26 protein-coding genes are annotated in these 26,563 nt (G+C 62.8%); 3 read left to right on the plus strand and 23 right to left on the minus strand.

The genetic code is table 11. From position 1 onward, the window contains the following. Positions 1 to 23 precede the first annotated feature (23 nt). From BMH52_RS04180 to BMH52_RS04270, 19 genes are all read right to left on the minus strand, one after another. Complete coding sequence (locus BMH52_RS04180) at positions 24 to 1,250, minus strand: beta-ketoacyl-ACP synthase (protein WP_014716588.1); 1,227 nt, start codon at positions 1,248 to 1,250, stop codon at positions 24 to 26. Next, positions 1,250 to 1,978 carry a 3-ketoacyl-ACP reductase FabG2 gene (locus tag BMH52_RS04185; RefSeq protein ID WP_073842985.1) on the minus strand — a complete coding sequence of 243 codons (729 nt, stop codon included), beginning with the start codon at positions 1,976 to 1,978 and terminating at the stop codon, positions 1,250 to 1,252. The genes BMH52_RS04180 and BMH52_RS04185 overlap by 1 nt, the downstream gene beginning before the upstream one ends. Beyond that, positions 1,975 to 2,436 (minus strand): hotdog family protein, encoded by a 462-nt coding sequence (locus BMH52_RS04190; protein WP_032904086.1) that lies wholly within the window; start codon positions 2,434 to 2,436, stop codon positions 1,975 to 1,977. Before BMH52_RS04190 ends, BMH52_RS04185 begins: the two co-directional genes overlap by 4 nt. Next, positions 2,433 to 3,599: a beta-ketoacyl-[acyl-carrier-protein] synthase family protein gene (locus tag BMH52_RS04195; protein WP_072434809.1), complete on the minus strand. Its 1,167-nt coding sequence runs from the start codon at positions 3,597 to 3,599 to the stop codon at positions 2,433 to 2,435. Before BMH52_RS04195 ends, BMH52_RS04190 begins: the two co-directional genes overlap by 4 nt. After that, complete coding sequence (locus tag BMH52_RS04200) at positions 3,596 to 4,078, minus strand: hypothetical protein (RefSeq protein ID WP_072434811.1); 483 nt, start codon at positions 4,076 to 4,078, stop codon at positions 3,596 to 3,598. The genes BMH52_RS04195 and BMH52_RS04200 overlap by 4 nt, the downstream gene beginning before the upstream one ends. Further along, positions 4,075 to 4,824, minus strand: a complete 750-nt coding sequence (locus BMH52_RS04205) for a class I SAM-dependent methyltransferase (RefSeq protein ID WP_014716593.1) — start codon at positions 4,822 to 4,824, stop codon at positions 4,075 to 4,077. Before BMH52_RS04205 ends, BMH52_RS04200 begins: the two co-directional genes overlap by 4 nt. Further along, positions 4,821 to 6,068 (minus strand): NAD(P)/FAD-dependent oxidoreductase, encoded by a 1,248-nt coding sequence (locus tag BMH52_RS04210; protein WP_038448572.1) that lies wholly within the window; start codon positions 6,066 to 6,068, stop codon positions 4,821 to 4,823. The genes BMH52_RS04205 and BMH52_RS04210 overlap by 4 nt, the downstream gene beginning before the upstream one ends. Positions 6,069 to 6,101: 33 nt before the next feature. Next, positions 6,102 to 8,432: an MMPL family transporter gene (locus BMH52_RS04215; protein WP_073842987.1), complete on the minus strand. Its 2,331-nt coding sequence runs from the start codon at positions 8,430 to 8,432 to the stop codon at positions 6,102 to 6,104. Beyond that, the gene (locus BMH52_RS04220) at positions 8,404 to 9,087 is read right to left on the minus strand and encodes an outer membrane lipoprotein carrier protein LolA (protein WP_073842989.1); all 684 of its coding nucleotides are present in this window, start codon (positions 9,085 to 9,087) and stop codon (positions 8,404 to 8,406) included. Before BMH52_RS04220 ends, BMH52_RS04215 begins: the two co-directional genes overlap by 29 nt. Beyond that, positions 9,084 to 9,509, minus strand: coding sequence for a thioesterase family protein (locus BMH52_RS04225; protein WP_054919425.1), 426 nt, complete (start codon positions 9,507 to 9,509; stop codon positions 9,084 to 9,086). Before BMH52_RS04225 ends, BMH52_RS04220 begins: the two co-directional genes overlap by 4 nt. Beyond that, positions 9,502 to 11,043 carry a histidine ammonia-lyase gene (gene hutH / locus BMH52_RS04230; RefSeq protein WP_072434815.1) on the minus strand — a complete coding sequence of 514 codons (1,542 nt, stop codon included), beginning with the start codon at positions 11,041 to 11,043 and terminating at the stop codon, positions 9,502 to 9,504. Before hutH ends, BMH52_RS04225 begins: the two co-directional genes overlap by 8 nt. Then, complete coding sequence (locus BMH52_RS04235) at positions 11,027 to 11,962, minus strand: glycosyl transferase (RefSeq protein ID WP_038448578.1); 936 nt, start codon at positions 11,960 to 11,962, stop codon at positions 11,027 to 11,029. The genes hutH and BMH52_RS04235 overlap by 17 nt, the downstream gene beginning before the upstream one ends. Continuing rightward, positions 11,959 to 12,693: a glycosyltransferase family 2 protein gene (locus tag BMH52_RS04240; protein WP_019818323.1), complete on the minus strand. Its 735-nt coding sequence runs from the start codon at positions 12,691 to 12,693 to the stop codon at positions 11,959 to 11,961. Before BMH52_RS04240 ends, BMH52_RS04235 begins: the two co-directional genes overlap by 4 nt. 149 nt (positions 12,694 to 12,842) lie before the next feature. Further along, a complete protein-coding gene (locus BMH52_RS04245) occupies positions 12,843 to 14,513 on the minus strand; it encodes an acyl-CoA synthetase family protein (protein ID WP_073842991.1) in 1,671 nt (556 codons plus the stop codon). Next, a complete protein-coding gene (locus tag BMH52_RS04250; protein WP_003187947.1) occupies positions 14,510 to 15,055 on the minus strand; it encodes a membrane protein in 546 nt (181 codons plus the stop codon). Before BMH52_RS04250 ends, BMH52_RS04245 begins: the two co-directional genes overlap by 4 nt. After that, complete coding sequence (locus BMH52_RS04255) at positions 15,052 to 15,306, minus strand: acyl carrier protein (protein ID WP_003187949.1); 255 nt, start codon at positions 15,304 to 15,306, stop codon at positions 15,052 to 15,054. Before BMH52_RS04255 ends, BMH52_RS04250 begins: the two co-directional genes overlap by 4 nt. A 9-nt stretch (positions 15,307 to 15,315) precedes the next feature. Then, positions 15,316 to 15,585, minus strand: a complete 270-nt coding sequence (locus tag BMH52_RS04260; RefSeq protein ID WP_073842993.1) for a phosphopantetheine-binding protein — start codon at positions 15,583 to 15,585, stop codon at positions 15,316 to 15,318. Continuing rightward, positions 15,563 to 16,375: a 1-acyl-sn-glycerol-3-phosphate acyltransferase gene (locus BMH52_RS04265; RefSeq protein ID WP_032904076.1), complete on the minus strand. Its 813-nt coding sequence runs from the start codon at positions 16,373 to 16,375 to the stop codon at positions 15,563 to 15,565. Before BMH52_RS04265 ends, BMH52_RS04260 begins: the two co-directional genes overlap by 23 nt. Continuing rightward, on the minus strand, positions 16,351 to 17,070 hold the full coding sequence (locus tag BMH52_RS04270; protein ID WP_014716605.1) for a beta-ketoacyl synthase chain length factor: 720 nt from the start codon (positions 17,068 to 17,070) through the stop codon (positions 16,351 to 16,353). Before BMH52_RS04270 ends, BMH52_RS04265 begins: the two co-directional genes overlap by 25 nt. 316 nt (positions 17,071 to 17,386) lie before the next feature. Here BMH52_RS04270 and BMH52_RS04275 point away from each other — a divergent pair, with 316 nt between their 5' ends. Beyond that, entirely contained in the window at positions 17,387 to 18,157 is a 771-nt protein-coding gene (locus BMH52_RS04275) for a ParA family protein (protein ID WP_020301660.1), read from the plus strand. A 474-nt stretch (positions 18,158 to 18,631) separates the two neighbouring features. Next, positions 18,632 to 18,847, plus strand: coding sequence for a DUF6124 family protein (locus BMH52_RS04280; RefSeq protein ID WP_047712416.1), 216 nt, complete (start codon positions 18,632 to 18,634; stop codon positions 18,845 to 18,847). 132 nt (positions 18,848 to 18,979) lie between these two features. Here BMH52_RS04280 and trxC read toward each other — a convergent pair whose 3' ends face one another. Further along, positions 18,980 to 19,414, minus strand: coding sequence for a thioredoxin TrxC (gene trxC / locus BMH52_RS04285; protein WP_032904075.1), 435 nt, complete (start codon positions 19,412 to 19,414; stop codon positions 18,980 to 18,982). Positions 19,415 to 19,495: 81 nt separating this feature from the next. Here trxC and BMH52_RS04290 point away from each other — a divergent pair, with 81 nt between their 5' ends. Then, positions 19,496 to 19,720, plus strand: coding sequence for a hypothetical protein (locus BMH52_RS04290; protein WP_032904074.1), 225 nt, complete (start codon positions 19,496 to 19,498; stop codon positions 19,718 to 19,720). 41 nt (positions 19,721 to 19,761) lie between these two features. Here BMH52_RS04290 and selO read toward each other — a convergent pair whose 3' ends face one another. From selO to BMH52_RS04305, 3 genes are read right to left on the minus strand one after another with little or no spacing between them, the layout of a single operon-like run. Then, complete coding sequence (gene selO / locus BMH52_RS04295; RefSeq protein ID WP_073842995.1) at positions 19,762 to 21,225, minus strand: protein adenylyltransferase SelO; 1,464 nt, start codon at positions 21,223 to 21,225, stop codon at positions 19,762 to 19,764. 48 nt (positions 21,226 to 21,273) lie between these two features. Continuing rightward, on the minus strand, positions 21,274 to 24,657 hold the full coding sequence (gene mscK / locus BMH52_RS04300; protein ID WP_014716611.1) for a mechanosensitive channel MscK: 3,384 nt from the start codon (positions 24,655 to 24,657) through the stop codon (positions 21,274 to 21,276). A 49-nt stretch (positions 24,658 to 24,706) separates the two neighbouring features. Then, on the minus strand, positions 24,707 to 26,449 hold the full coding sequence (locus tag BMH52_RS04305) for a potassium/proton antiporter (RefSeq protein ID WP_014716612.1): 1,743 nt from the start codon (positions 26,447 to 26,449) through the stop codon (positions 24,707 to 24,709). Between the last annotated feature and the right edge of the window lie 114 nt (positions 26,450 to 26,563).

Consider the following 26,563-nt stretch of genomic DNA (forward strand, 5'->3'; position numbering starts at 1 on the left):
GTTTTCTCCAATCGATTAAAAAGTCAGGCCCAGCGACGGAAGATCAACGAGGTGTTGACCCCGCCGAAGGCAAAGTTGTTGTTCATCACGTAGTCGTTGTGCATCTGGCGAAAGCCACCTTGCAGGTAGTCCAGCTCGCCGCATTGCGGGTCGACCGCGTCCAGGTTGAAGGTGTGCACGTACTGGTCGCGGTTCATCATCTCGATGCTGAACCACGATTCCAACGCCCCGCACGCGCCCAAGGTGTGCCCCAGGAAACTTTTCTGCGAACTGATCGGCATACGGCTGCCAAACAGGCTGCTGGTGGCCAGGGTTTCGGCGATGTCGCCCTGATCGGTAGCCGTGCCATGGCCGTTCACGTAGCCGATGGCGGACGGTTCAAGACCTGCGTCTTCCAGGGCCAGCTCCATGGCGCGGCGCATGGTTTTCTGTTCCGGGCGGGTGGTGTGCTGGCCGTCGGCGTTGCTGCCGAAGCCGACCAGCTCCGCATGAATATGCGCGCCTCGCGCGAGTGCGTGTTCCAACTCTTCGAGCACCAACATGCCGCCACCTTCACCGATCACTAGGCCGTCGCGGCCGCTGTCGTAGGGACGAGGGCTGGTTTGCGGCGCATCGTTTTTCAGGCTGGTGGCGTACAGCGCATCGAACACCATGGCTTCGGTGGGGCACAGTTCTTCTGCGCCGCCCGCAAGCATCAACGGCAGGCGCCCGAACTTGATTGCCTCATAGGCGTAGCCGATGCCCTGGCTGCCGCTGGTGCAGGCGCTGGAGGTAGGAATCAGCCGGCCCGTGAGGCCAAAGAAGATGCTGATATTTGCCGCCGTGGTGTGCGGCATCATGCGCACATAGGAGTTGGCATTGAGCCCCTCGGCCACCGAGTTGAGCAGCATATTGCCGAACGCCTTGATCTCATCGGTGCTGCCGGTGGACGAGCCACAGGCCACGCCCATGCGCCCGTCCTTGATCGACTCGTCACCCAGCAAGCCGGCGTCCCGCAACGCCTGCTCCGCCGCCCACACCGCCAGGCGCGAGACGCGGCCCATGCTGCGCAGTTGTTTGCGCGTCCAGTGAGCGGGCACGACGAAATCGTCGATAGGGCCGGCCAGGCGGGTGTTCAGTTCGGTGAAACGGTCCCACTCATCCATGCGCCGAATGCCGCTGCGGTTGGCGCGAAAGTTCGCGGCGATGGTGTCCCAGTCGCTGCCCAGGGAGGTCACGCCGGCCATGCCGGTGACGACAACGCGCTTCATCAGCACAGGCCCCCGTTCACGGCCAGCACCTGGCGCGTGATGTAGCCGGCTTCGGCCGACATCAGGAAGTTCACGGCGCCAGCGACTTCTTCCGGCGTGCCCATGCGTTGGGCCGGGATCATTTTCATCAGTTCTTCTACCGGCACGTTTTCATCCAGCATCGCGGTGTCGATCAGGCCCGGCGCCACGCAGTTGACGGTGATCTTGCGCTTGCCCAATTCAATGGCCAGCGCCTTGGTCGCACCGATCAAGCCGGCTTTGGAGGCGCTGTAGTTGACCTGGCCGCGGTTGCCGATCAGCCCGGACACCGAGGTGATACACACGATACGCCCGGCGGCGCGGCGCCGAATCATCGGCATCATCACCGGGTGCAGCACGTTGTAGAAGCCATCCAGGTTGGTGCGCATCACCACATCCCAATCGTCTTCCGACAGCGCAGGAAAGGCGCCGTCGCGGGTCAGGCCAGCATTGAGCACCACGCCGTAGTAGGCGCCATGCTGCTCCACATCGGCCTCAAGGATCTCTTTGCACGCAGCGCGATCGGCCACGTCGAACTGCAGCACGCGTGCCTCGCGCCCCAGGGCTTGGACCTCGAGCTGTACCGCGTCGGCTTCGGCACGGCCGCTGCGGCAATGCAGCACGATGTCATGGCCGGCCTGGGCCAGGCGCAGGGCAATGGCGCGGCCGATGCCACGGCTGGAGCCGGTGACCAGTACGGATTCAGTCATGGCGTTTCGTCCTTCGATTCATCTAAATAGTTGGCCGCCTGGGGCGGTCGAAATACGTTCAAGCGCGCGCTGGCCTGGATACCGTCGCCGGTGAGGTGGCATTCGAACACGCCCATGCCGTTGTCGTCTTCCAGGGAGCGCAGGCCGTGGATATTCAGCTCGAGGCCGGCCGGAAAGTGCTCCACGTTGCACTCGAACTTACGTGTGCCCAACAGGAAACCGAGTTCCACGGCCTTGCCTTGCTGGCGTGCATGGCAACCGGCATAGGCGGCGACGCTTTGCGCCATCAGCTCGATGCCGACCCAGGCGGGCAGGCTACCGTCAGCACGGTTGAACAGGCCGCCGGGCTTGACGGTGACGCGGGTGTGGATCTGCTCTTCATCGAACGACAGCACCTGGTCGATCAGGATCATGTCACCCGCATGGGGCAGCAGTTCGGCAAGTGGCCAATCGATCATGGGGCCTCTGCGATTATCAGGCTGACATTGTTACCGCCGAAGGCAAACGAGTTGCTCATCAGGCAGGGTTTTTTCAAGCTGTCGCCGCTGCGCGCCCATTGCAACGCGGGCAGCGCCGGGTCGGGGTGGCCGTCCCATACGTGGGGTGGCAGCAGGCGATGGGTCAGGCTCAGCCAGCAGAACGCGGCTTCCAGTGCCCCGGCAGCGCCGAGGGTGTGGCCGGTCATGGGCTTGGTCGATGAGCAGGCGACGCCGCCTGGAAACAGGCTGGCGACCGCCAGGCTTTCCATGGCGTCGTTGTGTTGGGTTGCGGTGCCGTGCAGGTTCAGGTAGCCGATCTGCTCGGGCGAAAGCTTTGCACTGGCCAGGGCCTTGCGCATGGCCAGCAACGCGCCCTTGCCGCTGGGCTCGGGCGCAGAGATATGGTGCGCGTCGCAACTGGCGCCGCTGCCCAGCAAGGCGATAGGGGCCGGCTCGCGGCTCATCAGGAACAGCACCGCCGCTTCACCGATATTGATGCCGTTGCGGTTCACCGAGAACGGATTACAGCGCTCGGCAGACACTGCTTCCAGCGCGGTAAACCCGTTCAGCGTCAGCTTGCACAGGCTGTCCACGCCGCCGCAGATCACCGCATCGCACACCCCCAGGTCCAACAGGCGCTGGGCGCTCATCAATGCTCGGGCGCTGGAGGTGCAGGCGGTGGAAATCACATAGGCCGGGCCGCTCACGTTCAACCAGTCGGCGAGGAAGTTGGCCGGGGCGCTGAGTTCCTGTTGCTGGTAATCGTAGTCGGCGGGGAACTGCGTGTTCTGCAGGTAATGGGCAATGCCACGGCTGGCTTCGTCAATGCCCGAGGTGCTGGTGCCGAGCACAACCCCGACCCGGGCAGGGCCGTAGATTTGGATGGCCTGACGAATCTGATCTTCAATTTGCAGCGCCGCTTCCAACAGCAACTGGTTATTGCGACTGCTTTGCTTGGCCAGTTCCGGGGGCAGGCTCGCCAGTTCGCCGTGTACGGCGGCCACCGGCACTACGCGTTCCGGCACCCAGCCGCTTTCGGCACGCATGCCCGAACAGTCGCCGGCAAACAGCTTGCGGCTGACTTGCGCCTGGCCACGGCCAAGGGCGCAGATCACGCCAAGGGCATTGAGGTAGGCGGTCATCGGCTCATACCCAGCGGGGTGATGCGGTAACTCAATGGCGGGTCGGCCATGTTCACGCTGAACACCTCCGAAGACTGGTAGACGATCTGCCAGTGGCCCGGCAGCGTGCGCGTCAGGTCCATGGCCTGCGCAGTGGGATACAACGCCGGTACGTCACCGGGCGCGGTCAGGGCAAACAGCAGCGCGGCAAATAGCGTGCGCGCCTGGGGGTTGGGCGGCAGCAAGCCGTCTGCCTGCCACTGCCCATCAAGCAGTTTTTGCCGGGCCAGGGGAATGCCCAGCGGGTCCATCATCGACCAGCGAATCGCGCGGCCTTCGCGCTGGATCACCAGCAGCCAGTCCTGACTCTGGCCGTCTGCCAGGCGCTGCACATGCAATTGCATCGGCAAGGCCAGGGCCGGGCTCTTCTCCGGCAGCGGCGCCTGGCTGGCGCAGGCACCGAGCAGCAGCAGGCAACTTATCAACAGCAGGCGCATCATGGGGCCGCGTTCTCCACAGGTTTACGGGCCACGCAGTTGACCAGGGTTTCCTCGCGCTGGCCCACGGGCGGTGCCTTGCGCAGGCCCCAGCGTTCCAGCAGGCCGAAGTCACTGGAACGGCTCCACCACAAGTAAGGGTACGAAATGTTCTGTGCAGCGAACTCAAAGCCCTGCTCGCGCAGCATCTCCAGGTATTCTTCGGCGCTCTTTTGCACATGCATCGGGTGGCGGAACAGCCAGCGAATCACCCAGGTGTCGATGTAAGCTTCGGTGGATTCGGCAAACAGCAGATAGCCGCCCGGCTTGAGCACCCGATAGAACTCCTTGAGTGCGCGATGTTGTTCCACCAGATGATGGAAGGTCTGGTGGCAGAACAGGATATCGACGCTGGCATCCGCTAGGTTGAGGGTCGCGCAGTCGCTGCCGATCAACTCCACGTCCAGGCCCAGCCGCGCGGCTTCTTCGCGGCTTAGTGCCAGGCTGTGAGGGTCCGCATCCAGGCCGATCAGGCGCGAAGGCGCAAATACCTGATGCAGCAACTGGAAGGATTTGCCTTGGCCGCAACCGGCATCCAGCAACACCGGCGCCACCGGCAGCGGCTCGCTGAACAGGCTGCGCAGGTCATTGATCGCCACGCGCAACACGTGATGCTGCCAGGTATGGCTGCGCAGGAACCAGAAACCGAACTTGGTTTCTTCGACGTAGTTTTGACTCAGGTAGTTTTTTTCGACGCCCGGGCTGCTCATACCGCTTCACTCGCACAAATATCCGACAACATCCGCAAGCGCCGTTTCGGCTCGCTGACAAACGGGTTGCGTTCATCCCAGGCGTAACCGGCCAGGATAGAGCTGATCATGCGGCGAATCTCCGGTGAACTGCCAGGATGGAAAATCACGTCCTGGAACGTGCCCGCATACCAACCCTCGACGTAGCAACGGAAGGTATCGACACCGCGCTTGAGCGGTTCGGCGAACTCGGTTTGCCAGTCCACCGTTTCGCCGCTCAATTGGCGGTGCAGCACCCCTGCGGCCATGCTCGCCGAACGCATGGCAATGGTCACGCCGGAAGAGAACACCGGGTCGAGGAATTCGGCCGCATTGCCCAGTAGCGCAAAGCCTGGGCCGTGCAGGGTTTTGACGTTGGCCGAGTAGCCGCCGATGGTGCGCGCCGGGGTGTCCCAGACGGCATTTTGCAGCACGCCGGACAGGCTTGGGGTTTGCTCGATAAAGTCGCGCAGGCAGGCGTCGAGGTCGCTGTCGGCACCCTCGAAATGCTCCTTGGCCGCAACCACGCCCACCGAACAACGGCCATTACTGAACGGGATGGTCCAGAACCAGATGTCGCGCTGGGTCGGGTGAGTGGTCACCAGGATTTTGCTGCGGTCAAAGCCTGGGTGTTCGATACGGTCTTCGACGTGGGTGAATACGGCCTGGCGCAGCGGGAAATTCGACGGTGCTTCCAGGTCCAGCAGGCGTGGCAACACGCGGCCATAGCCGCTGGCATCGAGCACGAACCTGGCCTTGAGGTGGTACTCGCTGCCATTCTGGCGGCGCACATGCAAATACCGGCTCTCGGCAGAAAAATCCACGCCGACAATGGTTTGGCCATAGCGGATTTCCACGCCTTGCAGTGCCGCCTGGTCGGCCAGCAATTTGTCGAACTCGCCGCGCTGCACCTGGAAGGTGGTGGGCTTGCCGTTGCTGAAGGTGTCGCTGAAATCAAAGGCACTGTAGCGCTCGCCCCAGGCGAAGGCCGCGCCGGTTTTTACCTGGAAGCCTGCAGCTTGCACAGCGTCGAGCATGCCGGCTTCTTCGATAAAGTCGATGCAGTGCGACAGCAGGCTTTCGCCAATCGAGAAACGCGGGAAATGCTCGCGCTCGATGATTAATACATCATGCCCTTTGCGCTTTAACAGCGCGGCCGCGATGGCACCGGAAGGCCCGGCACCGATCACCACCACCTGGCGACGTTCCATTTCAACTGTGGGCACGAGGGCTCCTTGCCGCATAGGCGCTAATCACATTCATAAGGCGTGTTTCTGCCGGCCGGCCCAGGGCGCCAGCATAAAGCTGAACGTCAGGCCCAGGCTGACCGACAAGCCGAAATTACTCACGGCCGGTGTACTGGAGACCGCCAGCAGGCCGAACGACAACCAAGTCGTCAGCGCTGCCAGCAGTGTTCCCAAGAGGCTGACGGCAGGGCCGCCGATCTGCTCGCGCATCAAAATCGCATAGTCGACGCTGATGGCCGTGACCAGCAGCAGGCCAAACAGGCTGAACAAAGTCAGCGGCTGGCCCAGCCAACCGAGGCTGGCCAGGCTGCACAACGCGGCCAGCAGCGGCAGGGCGACGATACGCAAGGCGCCGCCAACGCCGAAGGGCGCAATCAGCAATAGCACGATCAGCACGCAAGACAGCAACTTCAATTCGGCAGCGCTGATCTGCGTGTCGGCAAATACGCGGTTCAAGTCGCCCAGGCGGTCGACCAGTTGCACGCCGGGCAAGTCCAGCGCCTGCACCCGCAGCAGCGCCGGGTTGTTCAAGCCTTGCAGGCTGACCATGGCCGCCACGCCACCGTCCACCGGGCCGAGCCACAGCGTGCGCCACGGCTCGGCCAGCGGGCCTTGCAGTGCGGCGTCGATGTCTGCGGTAGGCAGCGCCTGCAATTGCGCCACTTCGGCTTGCAGGGCACTGAGGGGCACGCCGAGGTCCAGTAGCGGTTGCCAGTGTGGCGCCAGGTTGTTCAGCGCCTCGCGCAACTGTTGTTGTTCTGCGGGGAGGTTGACCAGTTGATTGAGCGCCAGGTAGCCCTGAAGCTTGTCCATCTGCACCAACTGGTCCAAGCGTTTGCCCAGGGCGGCCTGGCGTTCCAGCAACTGCTGCTGATTGTCCGCCCGCACCAGGAAAAACTGGCTGGTGGGCTGGAACCCGGTGATGCGCGCCACGGCCTGGGCTTCCTGCAGCAACTGCGGCGGCGCACCGATCCATTGGCGGATATCGTTTTTAGTGTTCAGTTGCCACAGGCCCGCCGCGCAGAACAGCAGCACCCACACCAGCAGTACCGAACTGGGCACGCGTTTGAGCAAGGCCGTGCGCAGCTGCCATAGGCTTTGGGCGACACGCAGCGGCCATTGCGCCGGGCGCAGTTCCACGCCCTTGAGCAGCGCGGGCAACAGGCACACGGCACACAAATAGGCACCGACCAAACCGGCAGCCGAAAACACCGCAATCTGGGTCAGCGCCGGGAACGGCGTCCAGGCCAGCGCCAGGTAGCCGATAGCGCTGGTGGCCAGGCTCAGGCTCAGCCCTGGCAGGGTCAGGCGCAACGCCGGCCAACTGCGCCACGGCTGCAGGCTCCAGCTTTTGGACAGGTAGTGCAGTGGGTAATCCACCGCCACGCCGATCAGGCTGGAACCCAGCACCAGGGTCATCACATGCATATGCCCAAACAGCGCCACACATGCCACCGCGCCAAACAGCATGCCCACCAGTACCGGCACGAACGCCAGCAGCACCCGCCAGCGTCGGAACGCCAGCAGCAGCAATAACAGGATGCCCAGGGTGGCGCCGCCGCCGACCCAGGTCATTTCCCGCGTGGCCTGCTGCTGCCCGTTGGCCGCATAGAGCAAACCGCTGGCGGCGAGCAGTTGCGCGCCGTGTGCGCTGGCTTGCTCGCGGCTGGCCTTCAGCAAGTCCGCCACTTGCAGCGGCAGCTTCATGTCGAAGGCGTTGCCGGTAGTGCGGGCTCGCAGTAGCACCCAACTCTTGCCGTCGGCATCGGCGATCAAGGCGCCGCTGCCGATGTCCATTTGCACCGCACCGTGTTGCGGCTGGCTGTTCTGGATGCGCCCGGTGAGGCCGAGCCAATCGTCCTGGCTTGGCACCAGGCTGAAACCGGTGAAGGGGTCGAACAGCGATTGCACGCGTTGCTGGATGAACGCCTCAGGCTGCTGGATCAGTTGTTCGCGGTCCTTGGACGAGAGCATCGACAAACGCCCACGCAGCAGTTGTTCGCGCAACGCTGGCAAGTCGGCTTGCAGGTTCCACTGCACCTTTTCAAACAGGCCGCTGGCCTGCCAACGCTCACCCAGTTGCTGCGCCACGGCCACCGCTTGCTGGCGGTCGGCATGCCCCACCAGTACCAGCATTTCGCGGTTGAGCGGCTCTTGCATGCGCTGTTCGGCTTGCAGTTCCAAGGCGTCCGGCGTGCTGCCGGGCACCAGTTCCATCAGGTTGGCCGACAACGGCGCGCCATCACGCCACTGCCAGCCTGCCAGGGCCAGCACGGCCACCAGCAAGGTCAGGAACAGGCGCGGCAGCAGGCGCTCACTGGGCAAAGTCGTGTTGCTCCGCATTGCTCAACGGCTGGTCGGCGGTACTGTCCTGCATGCGCAACAGCGTGCTGTCGCCTTGGGTTTCCAGCAGTTCAATGGTGCGCACCAGTGCGCCGCCGTCGATATTGATCTGGGTGAAGACTTGCTTGAGCAGCAGTGAGCGTGGGGTCAGCGTGAGCTTCCATTGTTGGGCCTCGCCTTGCAGTTGCAGGTCGAAGTCGCGCTGCAGGCCACTGCTGTCGCCCTGCAGTACTGCCAGGAACAAACGATTCTGTTCGGCGCCGGCACTCTTGTTTGGCAGTAGTTGCCAGCCATTGGCGTCACGGCGGGCAATGCCCTGGGCTGTAATGCGGTAGTCCTGTTGCAGCGGGGTTTTCAACAGCCACAGCAGGCCGTGATCCTTGGCGAGCACGAAGGTGCCTTTGCTCACCAGTGGCTGGGGCAGGGCACGCAGGTGTTTTTCCTGGATGAAGTTGCCGTGGATCACGGAGGGTTTGGCAAGCTGATCGCTCAACTGCTGGAGGTCGAAGGCGTGGGCGCTGAAGCTCAGCAACAACGCAGCCGCTGTAGGAGCGAGCTTGCTCGCGAAAAACCTGAGGGCCCCACGGGGTGTCAGGCGCCCCGCGTTATCGTTGGCGATCTTCGCGAGCAAGCTCGCTCCTACAGGGGGTCTCATTCCAGGGCTCTCTCTACGGCATCGGTGAAGACTTTGGGCGAGGCCAGCTGCATTTCGCGGCTGGCGATTTCCACCGCTACTTGCACGGTGCTGGCGCGGGTCAAGCGCTCGCCGCTGGCCAGGTCGGTAATCAGGTAGTTCACCTTCAAACGGTTCTCCCATTCCACCAGGCTGGCGCGCACATTGATGGTCTGGCCGAAGGTCGCGCCGCGTACATAGCGTAGCTGCATGTCGATCACTGGCCAGGCGTAGCCGGCTTCGAGCATCGCCGTGTAGTTATGGCCGATCTTGTCCAGCAACGCACAGCGCGCCACTTCAAGGTACTTCACGTAATGCCCGTGCCACACCACGTTCATGGTGTCGATGTCGAAAAACGGCACGAGGATTTCAGTGTCGCTGTGCAACACGCCGGGGCTACGCATGCAGCCTCCAGTGTTGCGCGGCGATGCGTTGCAGGCACAGGCGCAGTTCGCCTTCCAGGGCGCGGTCTTCGATGACCGGCGCAAAATCCTGGGCCAGTTCCGCGTGCATCGCGGCCAGTGCCGGTGGCAGTGGGCGGGCACCCTCGGCCTGGGCGCGCAGCCACACGCCCTGGTTGGCGGCGAGCAGGGTCGCGGCGGCCACCTGTTCGGTCAACTCCAGCACGCGGATCGCATCGCGGGCTGCGATGGTGCCCATGCTCACCTTGTCCTGGTTGTGGCACTCGGTAGAGCGTGAGAACACGCTGGCCGGCATGGTGTTTTTCAGCGCTTCGGCGGTCCAGGCGCTGGTGCCGATCTGCACGGCCTTGAAGCCATGGTTGATCATTGCACGATCAGCCGGGGCGCCCGACAGGTTGCTCGGCAGGCCATGGTTGTAGCGCACATCCACCAACAGTGCGAGCTGGCGGTCGAGCAGGTCGGCAACGTTGGCGACCAAGGTCTTGAGGCTGTCCATGGCGAAGGCGATATGCCCACCGTAGAAGTGCCCGCCATGCAGCACGCGTTCTTCTTCGGCATCGATGATCGGGTTGTCGTTGGCGCTGTTCAGTTCGATCTCGATGAACGCGCGCAGCCAGTTCAGGCTGTCCGCCAATACGCCGAGCACGTGGGGCGCGCAGCGCAACGAATAACGGTCTTGCAGGCGATGCAGGGGGGCGGTGGGCGCGTCGATGGCCAGGTCCTTGCGCAGCCACGCGGCCACTTGCATCTGCCCAGGGTGTGGCTTGGCGGCGAACAGGCGCTCGTCGAAGTGTTCCGGGTTGCCTTGCAGGGCCACCACATTGAGCGCGGTGATGCGCGTGGCCAGTTGCAACAGATAGTCGGCGCGGGCAAAGGCCAGGCAGGCCAGGCCGGTCATCACCGCGGTGCCGTTCATCAGTGCCAGGGCTTCCTTGGGGCGCAGGACCAACGGCTCCCAGCCCAGCTCACGGTGCACGTCGGCCGCCAGACGGCGTTCGCCACGGAATAGCACCTCGCGCTCGCCGGACAAGGTCGCGGCCACGTAGGACAGCGGCGTCAGATCACCACTGGCACCCACCGAGCCTTCTTCCGGGATCAGTGGCAGCACATCGTGTTCGAGGAAGGCGTGCAAGCGCTCCAGCAGCTCCACGCGTACGCCCGATACGCCATGGCACAGCGACTGCAAACGCGCCGCCAGCACGGCACGGGTGGCTTGGGCGTCGAGCAACTTGCCCAGGCCGCAACCGTGAAAGGTGTACAGATGACGCGGCAAGGCTTCGACGTGCTCCAGCGGCACCGCCACTACGCAGGAGTCGCCGTAGCCGGTGGTCACGCCGTAGATCACGCCTTCCTTGTCCAGCAGCGAGTCGAGGAACTGCGCGCCCTTGGCGATGCGTTGGCGGTACGCGGCATCGTCCTGCAGGCGAGTGGGTACCTGGCGGTTGGCCAGGGCCAGCACGTCTTCGATGCGCAGGGGGCGTTCACCAAAGGTGATGGGCTCAAGAGGCGTCGTCATCGGTCTTCCAGAAAGGGTAAAAGTTGAACCATTGTTGGGGCGCTTGCAGGCAGAACTGGCCCAAGCGTGCGGCGTAGCGGGCGGTCCACAGGGCGATGACCTGCTCGCGGGTACTGCGCTTCCACTCGATCAAATCGGCAAAGGGCTCGATAGTCAGGCGATAGCGGCCCTGGTGCTTAAGACACATCAGCAGATTGACCGGGCATTTGAGCAAGCCCGCCAGCAGCCATGGGCCTTGGGGAAATGCCGCCGTATGGCCGAGGAAGTCCACGCGCACCGTACGCCCGCCGTGCAGCGGGATGCGGTCGCCGGCAATCGCCAGCCACTCGCCATCGTCCAGGCGCTGGCTGAGCAGCAGCATGGTGGCCGGGTCCAGTTCGCTCACCTGAATCAGGCGCAAATGGGTCGCGCCGGCCTCGCCCAGCAGGCGGTTGAAACGCTCGGCGTGCTTGGTGTGCACCAGCACGTTCATGGTGACCTGTTCACCCATTTCCGCCAGGGCGCGGCACACTTCCAGGTTACCCAGGTGCGCACCCACCAGCATCTGCCCGCGCTCGCCACGCAGTTGGCTGCGCAACTGCGCCGGGTCGTTGATCTCGATTTGCTCCAGGCGCAGCTTGCCGTTCCACACGTCCAGCTTGTCCAGCAGCGAATCGGCGAAGGCCATGAACTGGGCAAAGACGGTGCGGTGGCTCGGCAGCAAGTCATCGCGCCCGCTCCATTGCGCCAGCCGCTGCTGGTATTGCCACGCGCTGTGGCGTGCGGTGCGGCCGAACAGGAAGAAGTAAAAGACGATGCTGTAGAGCAACGGGCTCAATAGGCGACGGCCGAGGACTTTGACCGCGACCGCGGTGAATTTCATCAGCCAGAAGCTGCCGCGTTCCTCGCGGTCGGCCCAATGTTTGGTGCTGTCGTTCATGCTTGCCACCGTCGCCACAGGATCATCGGCGCGCGCACGAGCATGCCGAAGAACAACCGCGTGTGCATGGCGCTGATGCGCAGGTTGTCACGCAACAAGCGAAAGTGCGACAGGCCGTCGGCGGGGTAGTGCACCTGGGTGGGCAGCCAGCGCATAGGCTGGTTGCGCCAGGCCAGGCGTACCAGGATGTCCGAGTCGAAATCCATGTGCGTGCCGATGTAGGCCGAGTCCATCAGCGCCAGGGTCGGCGCCAGCGGGTACACGCGAAAGCCGCACATCGAGTCGCGAATCTCAAGCGACAGGGTGTTGATCCACACCCAAACGTGGGTCAGGTAACGTGCGTACAGGCGACCCTTGGGCACGCTGTCGTCGTATTCGGGGTAGCCGCAGATGACGGCGTCGGGGTGCTGGCGTGAGGTGTGGATAAAGGTCTCGACTTCGCGCAGGTCGTGCTGACCATCGGCGTCCACTTGCAGGGCGTGGGTGTAGCCCAGGCGCGCTGCCTCGCGAAAACCGGCCATCACGGCGCCGCCCTTGCCCTGGTTGCTGGGCAGGGTCAGCAGGGTGACGTTGTCCAGCGTCGCCAGGTGCGCCAGCACGGCTGCGCAGGCGGCGCTGCTGCCATCGTCCACCAAGAGGCAGGGCAGGCCGCTTTTCAGCACACTGTGGACCACGGCCGGCACGGCGGCTTCGTGGTTGTACACCGGGATTAAAGCGCAGGGGTTATGCATGATGGGGGGCAACCGATACACCGCGCCGCCTGCATCGCAGGCAAGCCAGCTCCCACATTGGATTTGCTGTGCACACAAGATTGTTGGCCGACACTGATCCAGTGTGGGAGCGGGCTTGCCCGCGATTGAGCACGAAGTGCTCACCCGGCTTATGCATGCGCGGCCTCCAGCACGATCCGCCCGCTTGAGCACGCCGCAACCCCATTGCGATAGGCGAAGTACAGTTTGCTACGCTCCCGATCAAAGCGCAGGTGCAGTTCGATGTGATCGCCCGGGCGCACCAGTTGCTGGAACTTGAGCACTTCCATGCCGGCGAACCGGGCTGGCAGGTCGAGCAATTGCTGGCCCAGGTTGAACGCCCATTCCACCTGCACCACCCCCGGCAATACTGGGGTGACCGGGAAGTGCCCGCTGAAATAGGCCAGGTCCGGTGGGATGCTCAGTTGCAAGGTCCATTCACCTTCGGTTTCGACTTGCGCCAACACCTCGGGCCCCTTGGGGCGAGGCGCCAGCAACAAGGCTTCGACACCGGCCTGAGGCAGCTTGCCCTGGCTGTTCAGCGGCAGTTGGCGCAGCAAGCGCCAGCGGCGCGGCAAGGCCAGGGCCTCGCAATGTTGGCTCAAGTGCTGGCGCAAGGTTTGGGTGAGCGTGCGGCGGCCCTGGTTGCGCAGGGCATGCAAGCCATCGCTGCTGAGCACCACCAGCGCGCCGAGGGAGGCGCGGTTTTCCTGCACCACGCCCAAGCGGGTTTCGGCGACCCACGGGTGGGTCATCAACGCCTGTTCGAGCATCGGCAGGGAGATGCGTTTCTCTTCCAGCTTGACGATACGGTCCAGGCGGCCCAGCAACTCAAAACGGCCATCGGCATGGATGCGTGCAGCGTCGGCAGTCTGTTCGATGTGCCCTTCGGGCAGGTATTTTGATGCGATACGCAGAGCACCGTCGGCATCCTGGCTCAGTTGCACATCGGCAAACGGCTGCCAGGGTTGCGCGCCCTGGCGCCAGGCGATGCCGCCGGTTTCCGAGCTGCCGAGGATTTCTATGGGCCATTGCTGTAAACGGTCGTAAAGGCTGCCGGCAGCTTCAATCGGCAATGCACCGCCGGAGGAAAACACTCGCGCAACCTGGCTCAGTGCCGGCCAGTCGAGGTTGTCGCCCATGCGCTTGAGCAACGCCGGGCTGGCCACCCAGGCAAATTGCGGGTGCTCACGGCTGGCGCGCTGCATGTCTTCGGGGAACGCCAGTTGCTTGCGCACAAAGGTGCGGCCGGCACACAGCGGCCACAACACGCGAAACAGCAAGCCGTAGATATGCTGGGTGGCGACACTGCCGATGATGCAGGCGTCCTTGAGGTCTTTGCCCCACAGGGCCTCCAGCGCCTCTACTTCATTGGCCAACTGGCGCAGGGACTTGTCGATGCGCTTGGGCTCGCCGCTGGAGCCGGAGGTGCACAGGCTCAGTTGGCAAGTGTCCAGGTCGAGGGCGGCGGCGCTCAAGGGCACTTGATACAGCGCGTCCAGGTCGCTGGCTTCGACCAGCCAGGCATCCACGGCGTCGGTCCAGCGTTGGCGCGTCTGGGGTTGCAGGTCGGCGGGCAGCAGCACGCTCGCACCGGCGCGCCAGGCGCCCAGCAGCGCAATCGCCAGCAGCCCGGCGTCTTCCAGGTGCACGGCCAGGCGCCGGATACCCCGGGCTTGCAGGCCCGCCGCCAGGCTCAGCGACTGCTCCCACAGTTGCGCGTGGTTCATCTCGGGCTCAGTGGTTACCCAACGATTTTGCAGCGGCTCAAGCAGCAAGTGCTCAAGTTTCAACCCATTCATACGCGGCCTCGAACCCTTTGTCGTACCAGCCATTCCACGGCAAACAACAGCCCCATCAGCCCGTAGGCGATCAGGCCGTTGTACAACGTCCACCAGCTCAGCGGTGCCCACAGGGTGAGCGCGGCGGCGAGCAGGCCATTACAGAGAAAAAACACACTCCACACCAGGGTGACCCGGCGGGTATACACCACCGCGTGGGGCGGCAGGTGCGGGTCGGTCATGCGCGCCAGGCGCTCGACCATCGGCGGGCCGTATTTCAGGCTCAGGCCGAACAGCGCCAGCATGAATCCGCTGACCAGGCTCGGGTACCAGCGCAGCCACTGCGGGTTATCGAACCAGGCCAGCGCCAGGCAAAACACGATCACCACCACCGCCATCCAACGGCTGCCCGGGCGCTGCGCAGCGGTGAGCGCGCGCAACAGCCACAAGCTGCCCAGCAGCAAGCCGAACTGCCAGGGTGCAAAGTGCTCGGTGCCGTAATACACGGCGAAGGGGTACAGCAGCCCCGCCAATAACAGGCCAAGGCCGATCAGCCGGCTCATGCGGCGGGCTGGACCAGACGGTACACCGCCTCTACCACGTCGTTCACCGTGCGTACCGCCTTGAACTCTTCGGCGGCGATTTTCTTGCCGGTCTGGCGCTTGATGTGGTCGATCAGGTCCACGGCGTCGATGCTGTCGATTTCCAGGTCCTGGTACAGGTTGGCGTCGAGGGTGACGCGTTCCGGGGGCAGTTCAAACAGTTCCACCAAGGCGTCGCGCAGGGTGTTGAAGATATCGTCACGAGTTTGCATGGTACGGTCTCAAGCTGCCTGTCGGGCCGTGACGAATGCCGCAAGGCTGGCCACGTTGGTGAAGTGATTGCGGGTGTCCTTGGCGTCGGCATCGATTTTGATGCCGTATTTTTTCTGAATCACCAAGCCCAATTCCAGGGCGTCGACCGAATCCAGGCCCAGGCCTTCGCCAAACAGCGTCTGCTCGCTGCCAATGTCGTCGACGCTGATGTCTTCCAGGCCCAGGGCCTCGATGATCAGCGTCTTTATGTCGTGCTCAAGGCGGTGTTGGTCGCTCATCTTCGGCGAGCTCCTTAATGAAATAGTGATGCAGGTGATCGTTGAGCTTGCGTGAAGCCTGGGGCGCGGCGCCGAGCGCGGCGAACGCCTGTGGTTCTATATCGGCCCCCACGCGCAAACTGAAGTGAAATCGACGGTGGGGAATGCGATACCAGGGTTCGGCCTTGGTCAGCGTGGTGGGGCTGACCTTGATCACCACTGGCGTGATGATTGTCGCACCACGCAGCGCAATGGCCGCACCGCCGCGATGAAAGGCCGGCGCCGCGCCCGGCGTGGTGCGGGTGCCTTCGGGAAAGATGATCAGCGTCTGGCCGGCGCGCAGGGCGTCGGCTGCGGCATCGAGCATGTCGGCACTGCCGTCGTTGCTGATATAGCCGGCATCGCGCACCGGGCTGCGGGTGAACGGGTTCTGGAACAGGCTCTGCTTGACCACGCAGTTGGTCTGGCGCATCAGGCCGATCAGGAACACCACGTCGATCAGCGACGGGTGGTTGGCGACGATCATCTGGCCAGGGCGGCCAAGCTTTTCGGCACCCTCGACGCTGTACGTGAGAATGCCCAGGCCCTTCATCAGGCGAATGAAAAACCAGAACAGGCAACTGATGGTGTGGCGTGCGCGCCGTTGGTGCTGGCTGGCGTCGCCCGGCAGGCAACTGAGCAACGGAAATACCAGCAAACGCAGGCACAGCCCGCCGATGCCAAACAGGCAAAAGCTGAGGGCTGTGGCGAACAGGCGCCAATAATAGGCCTGCCGTGGCTTGTGGGTCAGGGCTTGCGTTGCCAGTTCCATACTCGGTTCTTCCAGGCATGTTGGCAGGCGCCCTGTTCGGTCAGCAGGGTGCGCAGCAGGTTCAGGGCGTGGGGCCACTGGGTTTGAGTGAGTTGGACAGTGCCGGTGGTGAGTTCCAGTTGCCACTCGTCGCCCGGCGTGAGCAACAGGCCGAGGGCGTAGGGGAAGGGCACATCCCTAATCCAGCTGGCGTAGGCGTGGGGCGGTTGTTCTTCGGTGATCACCAGCAATACGGCGGCGGCGCCTTCGTTGAGCAACGCGGCGGCTTCGAGCAGGCCGTGTTCGAGGCCATCGCCGGCGGCGGCGAGGGCGGTCATCTCGCTGGTTTCATTGCGCAGGATCGACCACAGGCCAATCACCGCGTTATGCACCGACAGGCTGAACTGAGTGGGCGACAGCGGCTGCTCGTTGGCCAGGTCACTGAGGATGTCCAGGGTGCGCGGGGTTTCGCCGTGGCGGGAAATAAACACCAGCGGCAGGTCTTCAAGGCCCTCGGCCAGCGGCCAGCCGACGCTGAACGCCATGCGCGCCAGCCGGCTCAGACGGCGGCGCTGCATGGCTGGCAAAAATGACACATCGGGGGACGCTTCGCTGACAGGCGGCAACACCGGGTCCCGGCACCAGGCGTACCAGTCGTCCGCACTCGCAAGGCCAGGAGCCCAGGCGCGCCATTGGGCGATGTTGAAGTTGATCACTGAGAAGTTATCCCGCCCCTGCGGGCTTCCATGTGCGGCCAATGGCCCCGGATTCCGGGACAGGGAGCAATGGCCGTATGGCGCGCATTATCCCGGTGCCGTGGGGTTCTAGCAAATAGTGGTGAAAGTTTGTTCACTATTGATCACAAATAAGTTGGAAGAATTTGCAGATTATCGGCGATCAAAGGCCGGACTCGATCGTTACGCGGTTTCCATTCATTTGTGAGCCAGACAGCGCGCAAGGATGAACGAGGTAGCTAACCGGCGCTTTTGCGCTCTACACTCGGGGGATTCATTGATACACGGAGGTTTTTCCATGCGGCGCGTGGTGTTCAATCAAAAAGGCGGTGTGGGCAAGTCCAGCATCGCCTGCAACCTGGCGGCGGTCAGCGCCAGCGAAGGTTATCGAACCCTGTTGGTGGACCTCGATGCACAGGCCAACTCAACCCAGTACCTCACCGGGCTGACGGGTGACGACATCCCCATGGGGATCGCGGATTTTTTCAAGCAGACGCTGTCTTCCGGGCCGTTTTCGAAGAAGAACAAGGTAGATATCTACGAAACGCCGTTCGACAACCTGCACGTGATCACCGCCACCGCCGAGCTGGCAGACCTGCAGCCCAAGCTCGAAGCCAAGCACAAAATCAACAAGCTGCGAAAACTGCTGGATGAGCTGAGCGAGGATTACGACCGCATTTACCTGGATACGCCTCCGGCCTTGAACTTCTATGCGGTTTCGGCGCTGATTGCCGCTGATCGGGTGCTGATCCCCTTCGACTGCGACAGCTTCTCGCGCCAGGCGTTGTATGGCCTGCTAGCAGAGATCGAAGAATTGAAGGACGACCATAACGAAGGCCTGGAAGTGGAAGGCATCGTGGTTAACCAGTTCCAGGCCCGGGCGAGCCTGCCGCAGCAGATTCTCGATGAGTTGATTGCCGAAGGGCTGCCGGTACTGCCGGTGTACCTGGCCAGCTCCGTGCGTATGCGCGAGTCGCACCAGGAGAGCAAGCCGCTGATTCATCTGGACCCACGGCATAAGCTGACGCAGCAGTTTGTGGAGCTGCATAACTTGCTGGAAAACGCCTGACTCCACAGGCAACACCGAACACTGTGGGGGCCGGGCTTGCCCGCGATGAGGGCGGCACATTGAGTCAATGTGTCGCTTGGAACACCGTTATCGCAGGCAAGCCAGCTCCCACAGTTTGGATTGCATGCCGGCAGGTGAGTTGGATTTGTCCCACAAAGTATGTAGGAAGGGTCTGGCAATGGGGCTTGTGCCTTGTAACCTTGCCTACAGCTACGCCAGAATCCGCCGGCTTGTGCGTCTGGATGGGCGTCTCTAAGGTTTGCCGGTCGCTGAATGTTCAGTGATCGGGTTTAGTAGCCCGTGGTGAGATGTACGGCATATCGTCGATCAGGATCTTCCTGAATTCTATGGTGGCTGTACGGAGGGCGTTTTCGAGCGCGCCGGTTGCGTCTCCCCGGTCTACTAACCTGCGTACAGCTGCCACCCTCCGTTTAGTAGCGGGCTGGTTGCGGCTTCCCAACCCGGAGACGATCCATGGCTAACCTCTATACCGTGTCACCCAACCTCCCCACCGAAACCCTCGTACTCAACAGCTACGAAACCTTCTCCTCGGTGCGCACCTTGCTGCTCAACCTGTCCAACGACCTCACCGGCGAACACCGCGACGTAGCGCTGGCCATCCACCAGTTAAGCGAACTGGGCGTCATGCTGGTCAGCCAGATGATGGACCGCGAAGCCCCGCTGACCTAACGCATGAAATGCATCTAATGTGGGAGCTGGCCTTGCCTGCGATGGCATCACCTCGGTGTACCAGGCAGACCGAGTCGCCTGCATCGCAGGCAAGCCAGCTCCCACATTGACCGAGTTGATGGAGGGGGATGTTTACACCCCCTGGCTACGCAACCAACTCATCAACTGCGGCAACGGAAACGCCCCACTCTGGCGCGCCACTTCGCGGCCGTTCTTGAACAGAATCAAACTGGGAATCGAGCGAATCCCCAGCTGAGCCGACAGCTGCTGGTTAGCCTCACTGTCCAGCTTCGCCAGCCGGCACTTGCCTTCCAACTGCCCGGCTGCCTGTTCGAATACCGGCGCAAACGACTTGCACGGCCCGCACCAGTCGGCCCACACATCGACCAGCAGCGGCAGGTCGCCCTTGATCTGGTTGGCATAGTCACCCTGTTTCAAATCAAAGGGTTTGTTCAGCAACACCGACTGCTTGCAGCGCCCGCACTTGGGCGCATCACCCAGGCGTTCGCCGGGGATGCGGTTGAGGCCGTTGCAATGAGGGCAGGGGATTACAAGAGATTCGGACATCGGGGGCTCCTTGGGGGCGGCTATTGGCTTCAATCTGGTGTCGGCGACGCGGTTTATCAACACGCGAAAAAAGGACAAAGCATGAACCACGCTCTAAAACTGGCCATTGAACATTGGCCTTACGTTGCAACGCTGCTGCGCAAACCCCAAACCGAGGATGATTATGGCGTCCTGGTCGAGGCGATTGATGAGCTGCTCGATATCACAGGAGAAGATGAAGACCATCCAATGAGTGGGCTACTTGACATCATTTCTGACTGGGTGGAGGCCTATGATCTGGAGCATCAGCGTATGCCTCAGATCTGATGAGCCTACTCACCGCAGAATAATCCGACCGTCTTTAGGACTTACGACGAACAACTAATCTCCAAATGCTTGCCCCAATCCGGCGGTCGTTGCGCGTACTGCTCCATCCCCGCTTGTTCCTCAAACGGTCTGGTCAGCACGTCATGCAGCCGCCGCACTTCGCTGTAGTCGCCTGATTCGGCGGCGGCGATGGCGTTTTGGGCCAGGTAGTTGCGCAGGATATATAGCGGGTTGACCGCGTGCATGCGCTCACGGCGCTGCTCCTGGGTGTAATCCCCGTCCCGCGCCACGCGGGCCTTGTACTGCTCGGCCCAGGCGTCGAACCCGGCCAGGTCGACAAAGTCATCACGTAGCCGCGCCACGGCCAGAGCAGCGGGTTCATCGCCCAGGTGGCGCAAGAACAGCGTGTAGTCAACGCCGCTGTTCTGCATCAGCTTGAGCAAGCGCTCCACCAACTGCTGGTCGGCGTCTTCGGCGGTGGTCAGGCCCAGGCGGCGGCGCATCAAGTCCAGGTAGTGCGCCTGGTACAGCGGCAGGTACAGGCCGAGTGCTTCTTTGAGTGCGTCAACGCTGATAAACGGCGTGAGCGCCTGGGCCAAGGCGCTGAGGTTCCACTGCCCGATCGGCACCTGGTTGCTGAAGGAGTAGCGCCCTTCATGATCGGAATGGTTGCAGATGAAGTGCGCGTCAAAATCATCGAGAAACGCGAAGGGCCCGAAGTCGAAGGTAATGCCCAGGATCGACATGTTGTCGGTGTTCATCACGCCGTGGCAAAAACCATAAGCCTGCCACTTGGCGATCATTTCGGCGTTGCGCTCGACGATCTCGCGGAACATCGCCAGGTAAGGCTCGGGTTGCTCGCGGCATTCGGGGTAGTGCAGGTTCAGCACGTGCTCGGCCAGTTCGGCCTGTTGCTCAGGCTTCTTGGTGTAATAGAAATATTCGAAGTGCCCGAAGCGAATATGGCTGTGGGCCAGGCGTAAAACCATCGCCCCGCGTTCCTGTTTCTCCCGCCATACCGGCGTGCTGGAGCCGATCACGCACAGGGCGCGGCTGGTGGGGATGCCCAGCGCATGCAGGGCTTCGGAGGCGAGGAATTCACGAATCGAAGAGCGCAACACCGCCCGCCCGTCGCCCATGCGCGAGTAAGGCGTCATCCCGGCGCCCTTGAGGTGCAAATCCCAATGCTCGCCGGCCTCGTTATAGACCTCGCCCAGCAGCAACCCGCGGCCATCGCCCAGTTGCGGCGTGTAGCCGCCGAATTGATGCCCGGAATACACCATCGCCCGTGGCTCGGCTTCGGCCCACAGTTTGTGGCCGCCAAACAGTTCGGCAAACACGGAGGTTTCGGCCGCGGCCGGGTCGAGGTCGAGCAGCGCCATGGCGGCCTTGCTCGCCACCACCAGGCGCGGTTCGTCCAGGGGTTCGGGCAGAACGTGGGTTGAGAACGCATCGCCCAGGCGTGCGAAGCGATTGTCGAAGGTCAGTTCGTCGAGGGCTTTCACCGGCCATCTCCAGCAGAATGTCCGAGCATTCTGCTGGGGATAGGGCATTTAGTCGAGTTTGCTGGGTGGCGGCTCCGGCGCATCCACCACTTTGCCCGCAGGTGGCTCTGGGGCGTCGGGCTGGTCGACGGGCTGCACAATGGTCTTGCGCTCATCCTCGGCCGGCACCAGTTTGTATTCCTGGCCGTGGAGGTTTTTCAGGTAGATCTCCATCTGCCGGAACGAGATGTTGATGTGCTGTTTCTTGAACTCGCGGTTGATAAAGCGGTTGACCTCGTCGAGCACCGGGTTGCGGTCGCCCAGGTCGCGCACGTGCATGCGCAGCTCGTGGTCCAGTGTGCTTTCGCCGAAGTTGAGGAAGTACACATGGGGTTCCGGTTCTTTCAGGACCCGAGGGTTTTCCCGAGCGGCTTTCAGTAACAGTTCCTTCACCAGATCGAGGTCGGAGCCGTAGTCCACGCCGAGTTTGAGGGTCACCCGAGTGATGGTGTCGGTCAGCGACCAGTTGATCAACTGCCCGGTAATGAAGGTCTTGTTGGGGACAATGATGTCTTTATTGTCGAAGTCGGTAATGGTGGTGGCACGAATACGGATCTTGCTCACCGTACCCGACAGGTTGCCGATGGTAATGGTGTCGCCGATGCGCACCGGGCGTTCGAACAAAATCATGATGCCGGAGATGAAGTTGGCGAAGATCTCCTGCATGCCGAAACCCAGGCCCACCGACAGCGCGGCCACCAGCCATTGCAGCTTGTCCCAACTCACACCGAGGGTGGAAAGGGTGGTGACAAAGCCCACGCCGGCAATGATGTAGGACAGCAAGGTGGTGGTGGCGTAGGCGCTGCCTTGGGCCAGGTCGAGCTTGGACAGCACCAGCACTTCCAGCAGGCCGGGCAGGTTGCGCGCCAGGGCGAAGGTGATACCGATGATAATCGACGCGCCCAGCAGGTCGCCGATGCTGATGGGCACCATGCTGATATTCGCACCGGTACCGCTGGTGTATTCGTACAGCGTGACGTTGTCCAGATAGGAAAATACCGAGATCAGGTCCGACCACACCCAATACAACGCCGCGATAAAGCCGCCGAGCAGGGCCAGGCGGATCAGGCGCATGGACTGTTCGTTGACCTGCTCGATGTCCAGGGTCGGCTCTTCGATCACCGCTTCGCCGTCACCGGCCTCCTTGGCTGCCTGGCGTTTGGCCAGGGCGCGGGCGTAGGCCAGGCGCCGTGCGGCAACCCCCAGGCCGCGCACGAAGGTGGCTTCGATCACCAGCCAGAACATCAGCAGGTACAGGGTGTTGATCAGCCGGTCACTGAGTTTCAGCGCGGTGTAGTAATAGCCAAAGCACACGGCAATAAACAGCGCGATGGGCAGGGCGGTGAACACCACCCCGATCGCTTTGCGAAACAATGAGGCCTTTTCGTGGGTTGGGCTGTTCAGCAGCAGGCGGCCCAGCAGCCAGGCCATCAGCCCGTAACAGGTCAGTACCACGGCGATACCCAACACGTCGTCAGCCAGCGCGGCCGGTTGATGTTCGGCAATTGCGACCACGGCCACCAACGCCAGTACCACCAGCCCGAGCTTGCGTATCCAGCCTTGCAGGAATTCGACCTGCGGCCTCTCCCAGCGAAAGTGCAGCTCCGCCACGCCGCCCGGCGCGAGGATGCGGTAGGCGGTGTAGAACACCAGCCAGGCTTGGGCGATCTGCAGCAAGGCCGCGCCCAGGTTGGCGTTTTGCCCGCGGGCGTCGATCTGCAACGCGTAGCCGCACAGCGCCAGGCCCAGGGCCACGGGCATCGCCAGCAGGATGTTGATCAGGATGGCCTGCGGCGTATGCCACTGGCTGTCGCGCTTGAAGTGGCCGATGTCCTGGTGAACCTTTTTCAGGCGCACATACAGCGCATTGCGCCGCCACAGCAGCGCGCCGATCAGCAACAGCAACGGCAGGAACAGCAGCGGGCGTTGGGTCAGGCCGTCATACAGCTCGCTGACGCTGGACGCCCAGGGCAGGGTGGTGACCTGCTTGCTCAGGTGCGCCGGTACGGTTTCCAGCCATTCGGTGTCCAGCGGCTTGTTGCTGGGGATCCAGAACATTTGCTCGTCGAGCGTGGCGCGCAGGGTGCTGGCGGTGCTGAGCAGTTGTTTCTGGTTCAGTTGCAGGGTGATGGATTCGTTGAGCAGTGCGCTCAGTTCGCGGCTCAGGCGTTCCAGCAGGTCGCTGCGGGTGATCGCCACTTCCAGCAGGGTGCGGCGCAGTTGCGGGGTGACTTCATCTGGCGGCTGGTTGGCCAGCAGGTTGTCCACATAGGCGCTGGGGGAGGTGATCAGCTCTCGCTGTTGGTTGACCTCGAACTGGTACAGGCGAATGTTGGCGATGTCGTCGGCCAGGTCTTTGTCCACGGTCAGACGCGGCAGGGCCTGCTTTTGTTTATAGAGAATCTTGGACAGCAGCAGGCTGCCCTTGAGCACGTTGATCTGCTCGTCCAGGGCCGAATCGCTTTGGGTCACGGTGTCCAGTTGCTGCTTGGTCTGCAGGTTTTTCTGGGTCAGGTCGTTGAGGCGGTCGGTGCTTTTGAGCAGGTAGTCGGACAGCTTCAGGTTGTCTGCGCTTTCCTTGGCCAGGATGCTGCTGCCGCCGGCTTTCTGCGCTTCGATGGACTGTTGGGTCACCGTCTGCTGGGACTGGGCCAGGCGTTTCTGGTTGATCAGGGTTTGCAGGTCCTGGATTTCCTGCTCCAGGCGTGCGGTTTTTTCCTGGATCAGGTCATGCTGGCTGTTGCCCAAATCTTGCAGCTGGCTGTTGCCGGCCAATTCCTGGCGGCGCAGGGGAATCAAGGCATTCAGGGCCGCCAGTTCGGCGTTGAGCTGGTTGCGCTGGTCGCTGCTGAGGGGCTTGCCGTTGTCTTTGCCAAGCTTGAGCGTCGCGTTGATTTGCTGGATGCGCGTCTGGCTGCTGCTGATTTCGGTCTGGGCGCGCTCGGGGCGGGTCTGGGCGGCGATGGTCAGGCTGTTGGCGTCGGCCAGTTCTTTTTGCAGGTCGCCTTGCTGGGTGCTGCGTTGCACCAATAACTGCTCAAGCTGCGGCACCGGCAGGCTGGCGTAGCGTTGGGCCACCGGAATGATTTTGGTGGCCTTGAGGCGCGCCAGCTCACGCTGGTTCTCATTGGTCTGGCGCGGGGCCTCTTCCAGCTGGCGCTTGAGGTCGGCCAGACGCTGCTCGTAGTCCTGCTGATTGCCCAGGTAGGTCAGGGTCTGTTGCAGGGTCGCCTGCAGCGCCTTCATGTCGGCGTCAGGCAGCTTGCGGTCGGGCAGTTTATCCAGGCTTTGCTGGACGGCTTCGGCGCTGGGCGGGTCGGCGGCGTATACGCTGCCAACACAAAGGGTCAGGCCCAGCAGGGCAGTGGCGAGAAAAGTACGCAGGGTTGGCATAGAGACCGGTCTTGCAAAGTGAAGAATCGGGGCGTCGTTGTCCCGCAGTTTAGAGGAAGAGTCCGGGGCCCGGGCGACTTCCTTCGGGGAATCTGACGCCGACTTTGCCAATCTTGTTCCCGTCCATGACCGCGACGGTCCAGATGGTGTTGTTCCACTCCACCTGGTCGCCGACTACCGGTGCACCGCCCACCTTCTGGGTGATGAAACGGCTCAGCGGCATGTCCGGGTCGATACCCTCAAGCTTGAGCCCGTACAAGGCGGAAACCGCGCCCAGCTGGGCGTCGCCTTCGAGGACGAAGTCGCCGAAGAAGCGCAAATCGAGGCCCCGTTGCGGTGCCTGGCTGAACAGTTTGCCCAGAGCCGGCAGGTTGTGTTCGTGGCCGATCACACAGAGCAAATCGTCGACTTCCAGCACCGTACTACCCGACGGATGGAGCAGTTGTTGGCCCCGAAACAGCGCGGCGATGCGCGTGCCTTCGGGCATTTTCAGCTCGCGCAGGGCCGCGCCGATGCACCATTTTTCAGCGCCCAGGCGGTAGACGAACAACTCCCACTCGCTGGTAACGTGCACTTCCAAGGCCGCGCGGGAGATCGGCGCCGGGTCTGGCGGTACGGTGACTTTAAGCAACTTGGCCACCCACGGCAGGCTGGTGCCCTGCACCAACAGCGAGACCAGCACGATAAAGAACGCCAGGTTGAAGTACAGCTGTGCATGGGGCAGACCGGCCATCAGCGGGAACACCGCGAGGATGATCGGTACCGCGCCGCGCAGGCCGACCCAGGCGATAAAGGCCTTTTCGCGCCCGTGGAACGCTTTGAATGGCAGCAGGCCAACCATCACCGACAGCGGCCGGGCAAACAGGATCATCCACAGCGCCAGGCCCAGGGCGGGCAGGGCGATGGGCAGCAAATCGTGAGGCGTGACCAGCAGGCCCAGCACCAAGAACATCCCGATCTGCGCCAGCCAGGCCATGCCGTCGAGCATGTGCAAAATGCCATGGCGGCTGCGCACCGGGCGGTTGCCGATCACCAGCCCGCACAGGTACACGGCGAGGAAGCCGCTGCCGTGCAGGGCGTTGGTCAGGGCAAACACGAACAGGCCGCCGGCGATCACCAGGATCGGGTACAGGCCGTTGGCCAGGTTGATGCGGTTGACCAGTTGCAACATCAGCCAGCCGCCACCCAGGCCTACCAGGCCACCGATGCCGAATTCGCGGATCAGGTGCGTGAGCAGGCTCCAGTGCAGGCCGGTCTGGCCGCTGGCGAGCATGTCGATCAGGGTGACGGTGAGGAACACCGCCATCGGATCGTTACTGCCCGATTCGATTTCCAGGCTGGCGCTGACCCGCTCGTTGAGGCCCTTGCCGCCCAGCAGTGAGAACACCGCCGCGGCGTCCGTGGAGCCGACAATGGCGCCAATCAGCAGGCCCTGGATGATATTGAGGTCGAATAGCCAGGCCGCGGCCATGCCGGTGAGGCCGGTGGTAATCAACACCCCCACCGTGGCCAGGGACAAGGCCGGCCACAGCGCCACGCGGAAACTCGCCACCCGGGTGCGCAAACCGCCGTCGAGCAGGATCACGGCGAGGGCGAGGTTGCCCACCAGGTAGGCGGTCGGGTAGTTATCGAAAATGATGCCACCGCCATCGACCCCGGCGGTCATGCCCACGGCCAGGATAATCACCAGGATGGGGATCCCCAGGCGTGACGAAAGCGAACTCACCAGAATGCTCGCAGTCACCAGCAACGCGCCGATCAAGAACAGGCTGTTGATGGTCGTCGCATTCAAAGGCAGTACTCCAGGGCAGGGGAAGACAGGACGCAAACTGACCATGCAGTCTGCGTGCCAGGGATTCTAACCTGTTGAATTGCTGCGCTGTCAAAAAGCTTTTGTGGCTGCGCA

Origin of the sequence: Pseudomonas sp. BTN1, assembly GCF_001907715.1 — a bacterium.
In the GTDB taxonomy this organism is placed as follows: Bacteria; Pseudomonadota; Gammaproteobacteria; order Pseudomonadales; family Pseudomonadaceae; genus Aquipseudomonas; species Aquipseudomonas paracarnis.

Bases quoted from the DNA above. Each gene is read 5' to 3' on its own strand.
- hutH (WP_072434815.1), bottom strand. From the start codon at position 11,043: ATGACGACGCCTCTTGAGCCCATCACCTTTGGTGAACGCCCCCTGCGC.
- BMH52_RS04275 (WP_020301660.1), top strand. From the start codon at position 17,387: ATGCGGCGCGTGGTGTTCAATCAAAAAGGCGGTGTGGGCAAGTCCAGC.
- BMH52_RS04280 (WP_047712416.1), top strand. From the start codon at position 18,632: ATGGCTAACCTCTATACCGTGTCACCCAACCTCCCCACCGAAACCCTC.
- BMH52_RS04245 (WP_073842991.1), bottom strand. From the start codon at position 14,513: ATGAATGGGTTGAAACTTGAGCACTTGCTGCTTGAGCCGCTGCAAAAT.
- BMH52_RS04235 (WP_038448578.1), bottom strand. From the start codon at position 11,962: ATGAACGACAGCACCAAACATTGGGCCGACCGCGAGGAACGCGGCAGC.
- trxC (WP_032904075.1), bottom strand. From the start codon at position 19,414: ATGTCCGAATCTCTTGTAATCCCCTGCCCTCATTGCAACGGCCTCAAC.
- BMH52_RS04240 (WP_019818323.1), bottom strand. From the start codon at position 12,693: ATGCATAACCCCTGCGCTTTAATCCCGGTGTACAACCACGAAGCCGCC.
- BMH52_RS04185 (WP_073842985.1), bottom strand. From the start codon at position 1,978: ATGACTGAATCCGTACTGGTCACCGGCTCCAGCCGTGGCATCGGCCGC.
- BMH52_RS04215 (WP_073842987.1), bottom strand. From the start codon at position 8,432: ATGCGGAGCAACACGACTTTGCCCAGTGAGCGCCTGCTGCCGCGCCTG.
- BMH52_RS04290 (WP_032904074.1), top strand. From the start codon at position 19,496: ATGAACCACGCTCTAAAACTGGCCATTGAACATTGGCCTTACGTTGCA.
- BMH52_RS04250 (WP_003187947.1), bottom strand. From the start codon at position 15,055: ATGAGCCGGCTGATCGGCCTTGGCCTGTTATTGGCGGGGCTGCTGTAC.
- BMH52_RS04195 (WP_072434809.1), bottom strand. From the start codon at position 3,599: ATGACCGCCTACCTCAATGCCCTTGGCGTGATCTGCGCCCTTGGCCGT.
- mscK (WP_014716611.1), bottom strand. From the start codon at position 24,657: ATGCCAACCCTGCGTACTTTTCTCGCCACTGCCCTGCTGGGCCTGACC.
- BMH52_RS04200 (WP_072434811.1), bottom strand. From the start codon at position 4,078: ATGATGCGCCTGCTGTTGATAAGTTGCCTGCTGCTGCTCGGTGCCTGC.
- BMH52_RS04255 (WP_003187949.1), bottom strand. From the start codon at position 15,306: ATGCAAACTCGTGACGATATCTTCAACACCCTGCGCGACGCCTTGGTG.
- BMH52_RS04205 (WP_014716593.1), bottom strand. From the start codon at position 4,824: ATGAGCAGCCCGGGCGTCGAAAAAAACTACCTGAGTCAAAACTACGTC.
- BMH52_RS04260 (WP_073842993.1), bottom strand. From the start codon at position 15,585: ATGAGCGACCAACACCGCCTTGAGCACGACATAAAGACGCTGATCATC.
- BMH52_RS04190 (WP_032904086.1), bottom strand. From the start codon at position 2,436: ATGATCGATTGGCCACTTGCCGAACTGCTGCCCCATGCGGGTGACATG.
- BMH52_RS04225 (WP_054919425.1), bottom strand. From the start codon at position 9,509: ATGCGTAGCCCCGGCGTGTTGCACAGCGACACTGAAATCCTCGTGCCG.
- BMH52_RS04180 (WP_014716588.1), bottom strand. From the start codon at position 1,250: ATGAAGCGCGTTGTCGTCACCGGCATGGCCGGCGTGACCTCCCTGGGC.
- BMH52_RS04265 (WP_032904076.1), bottom strand. From the start codon at position 16,375: ATGGAACTGGCAACGCAAGCCCTGACCCACAAGCCACGGCAGGCCTAT.
- BMH52_RS04220 (WP_073842989.1), bottom strand. From the start codon at position 9,087: ATGAGACCCCCTGTAGGAGCGAGCTTGCTCGCGAAGATCGCCAACGAT.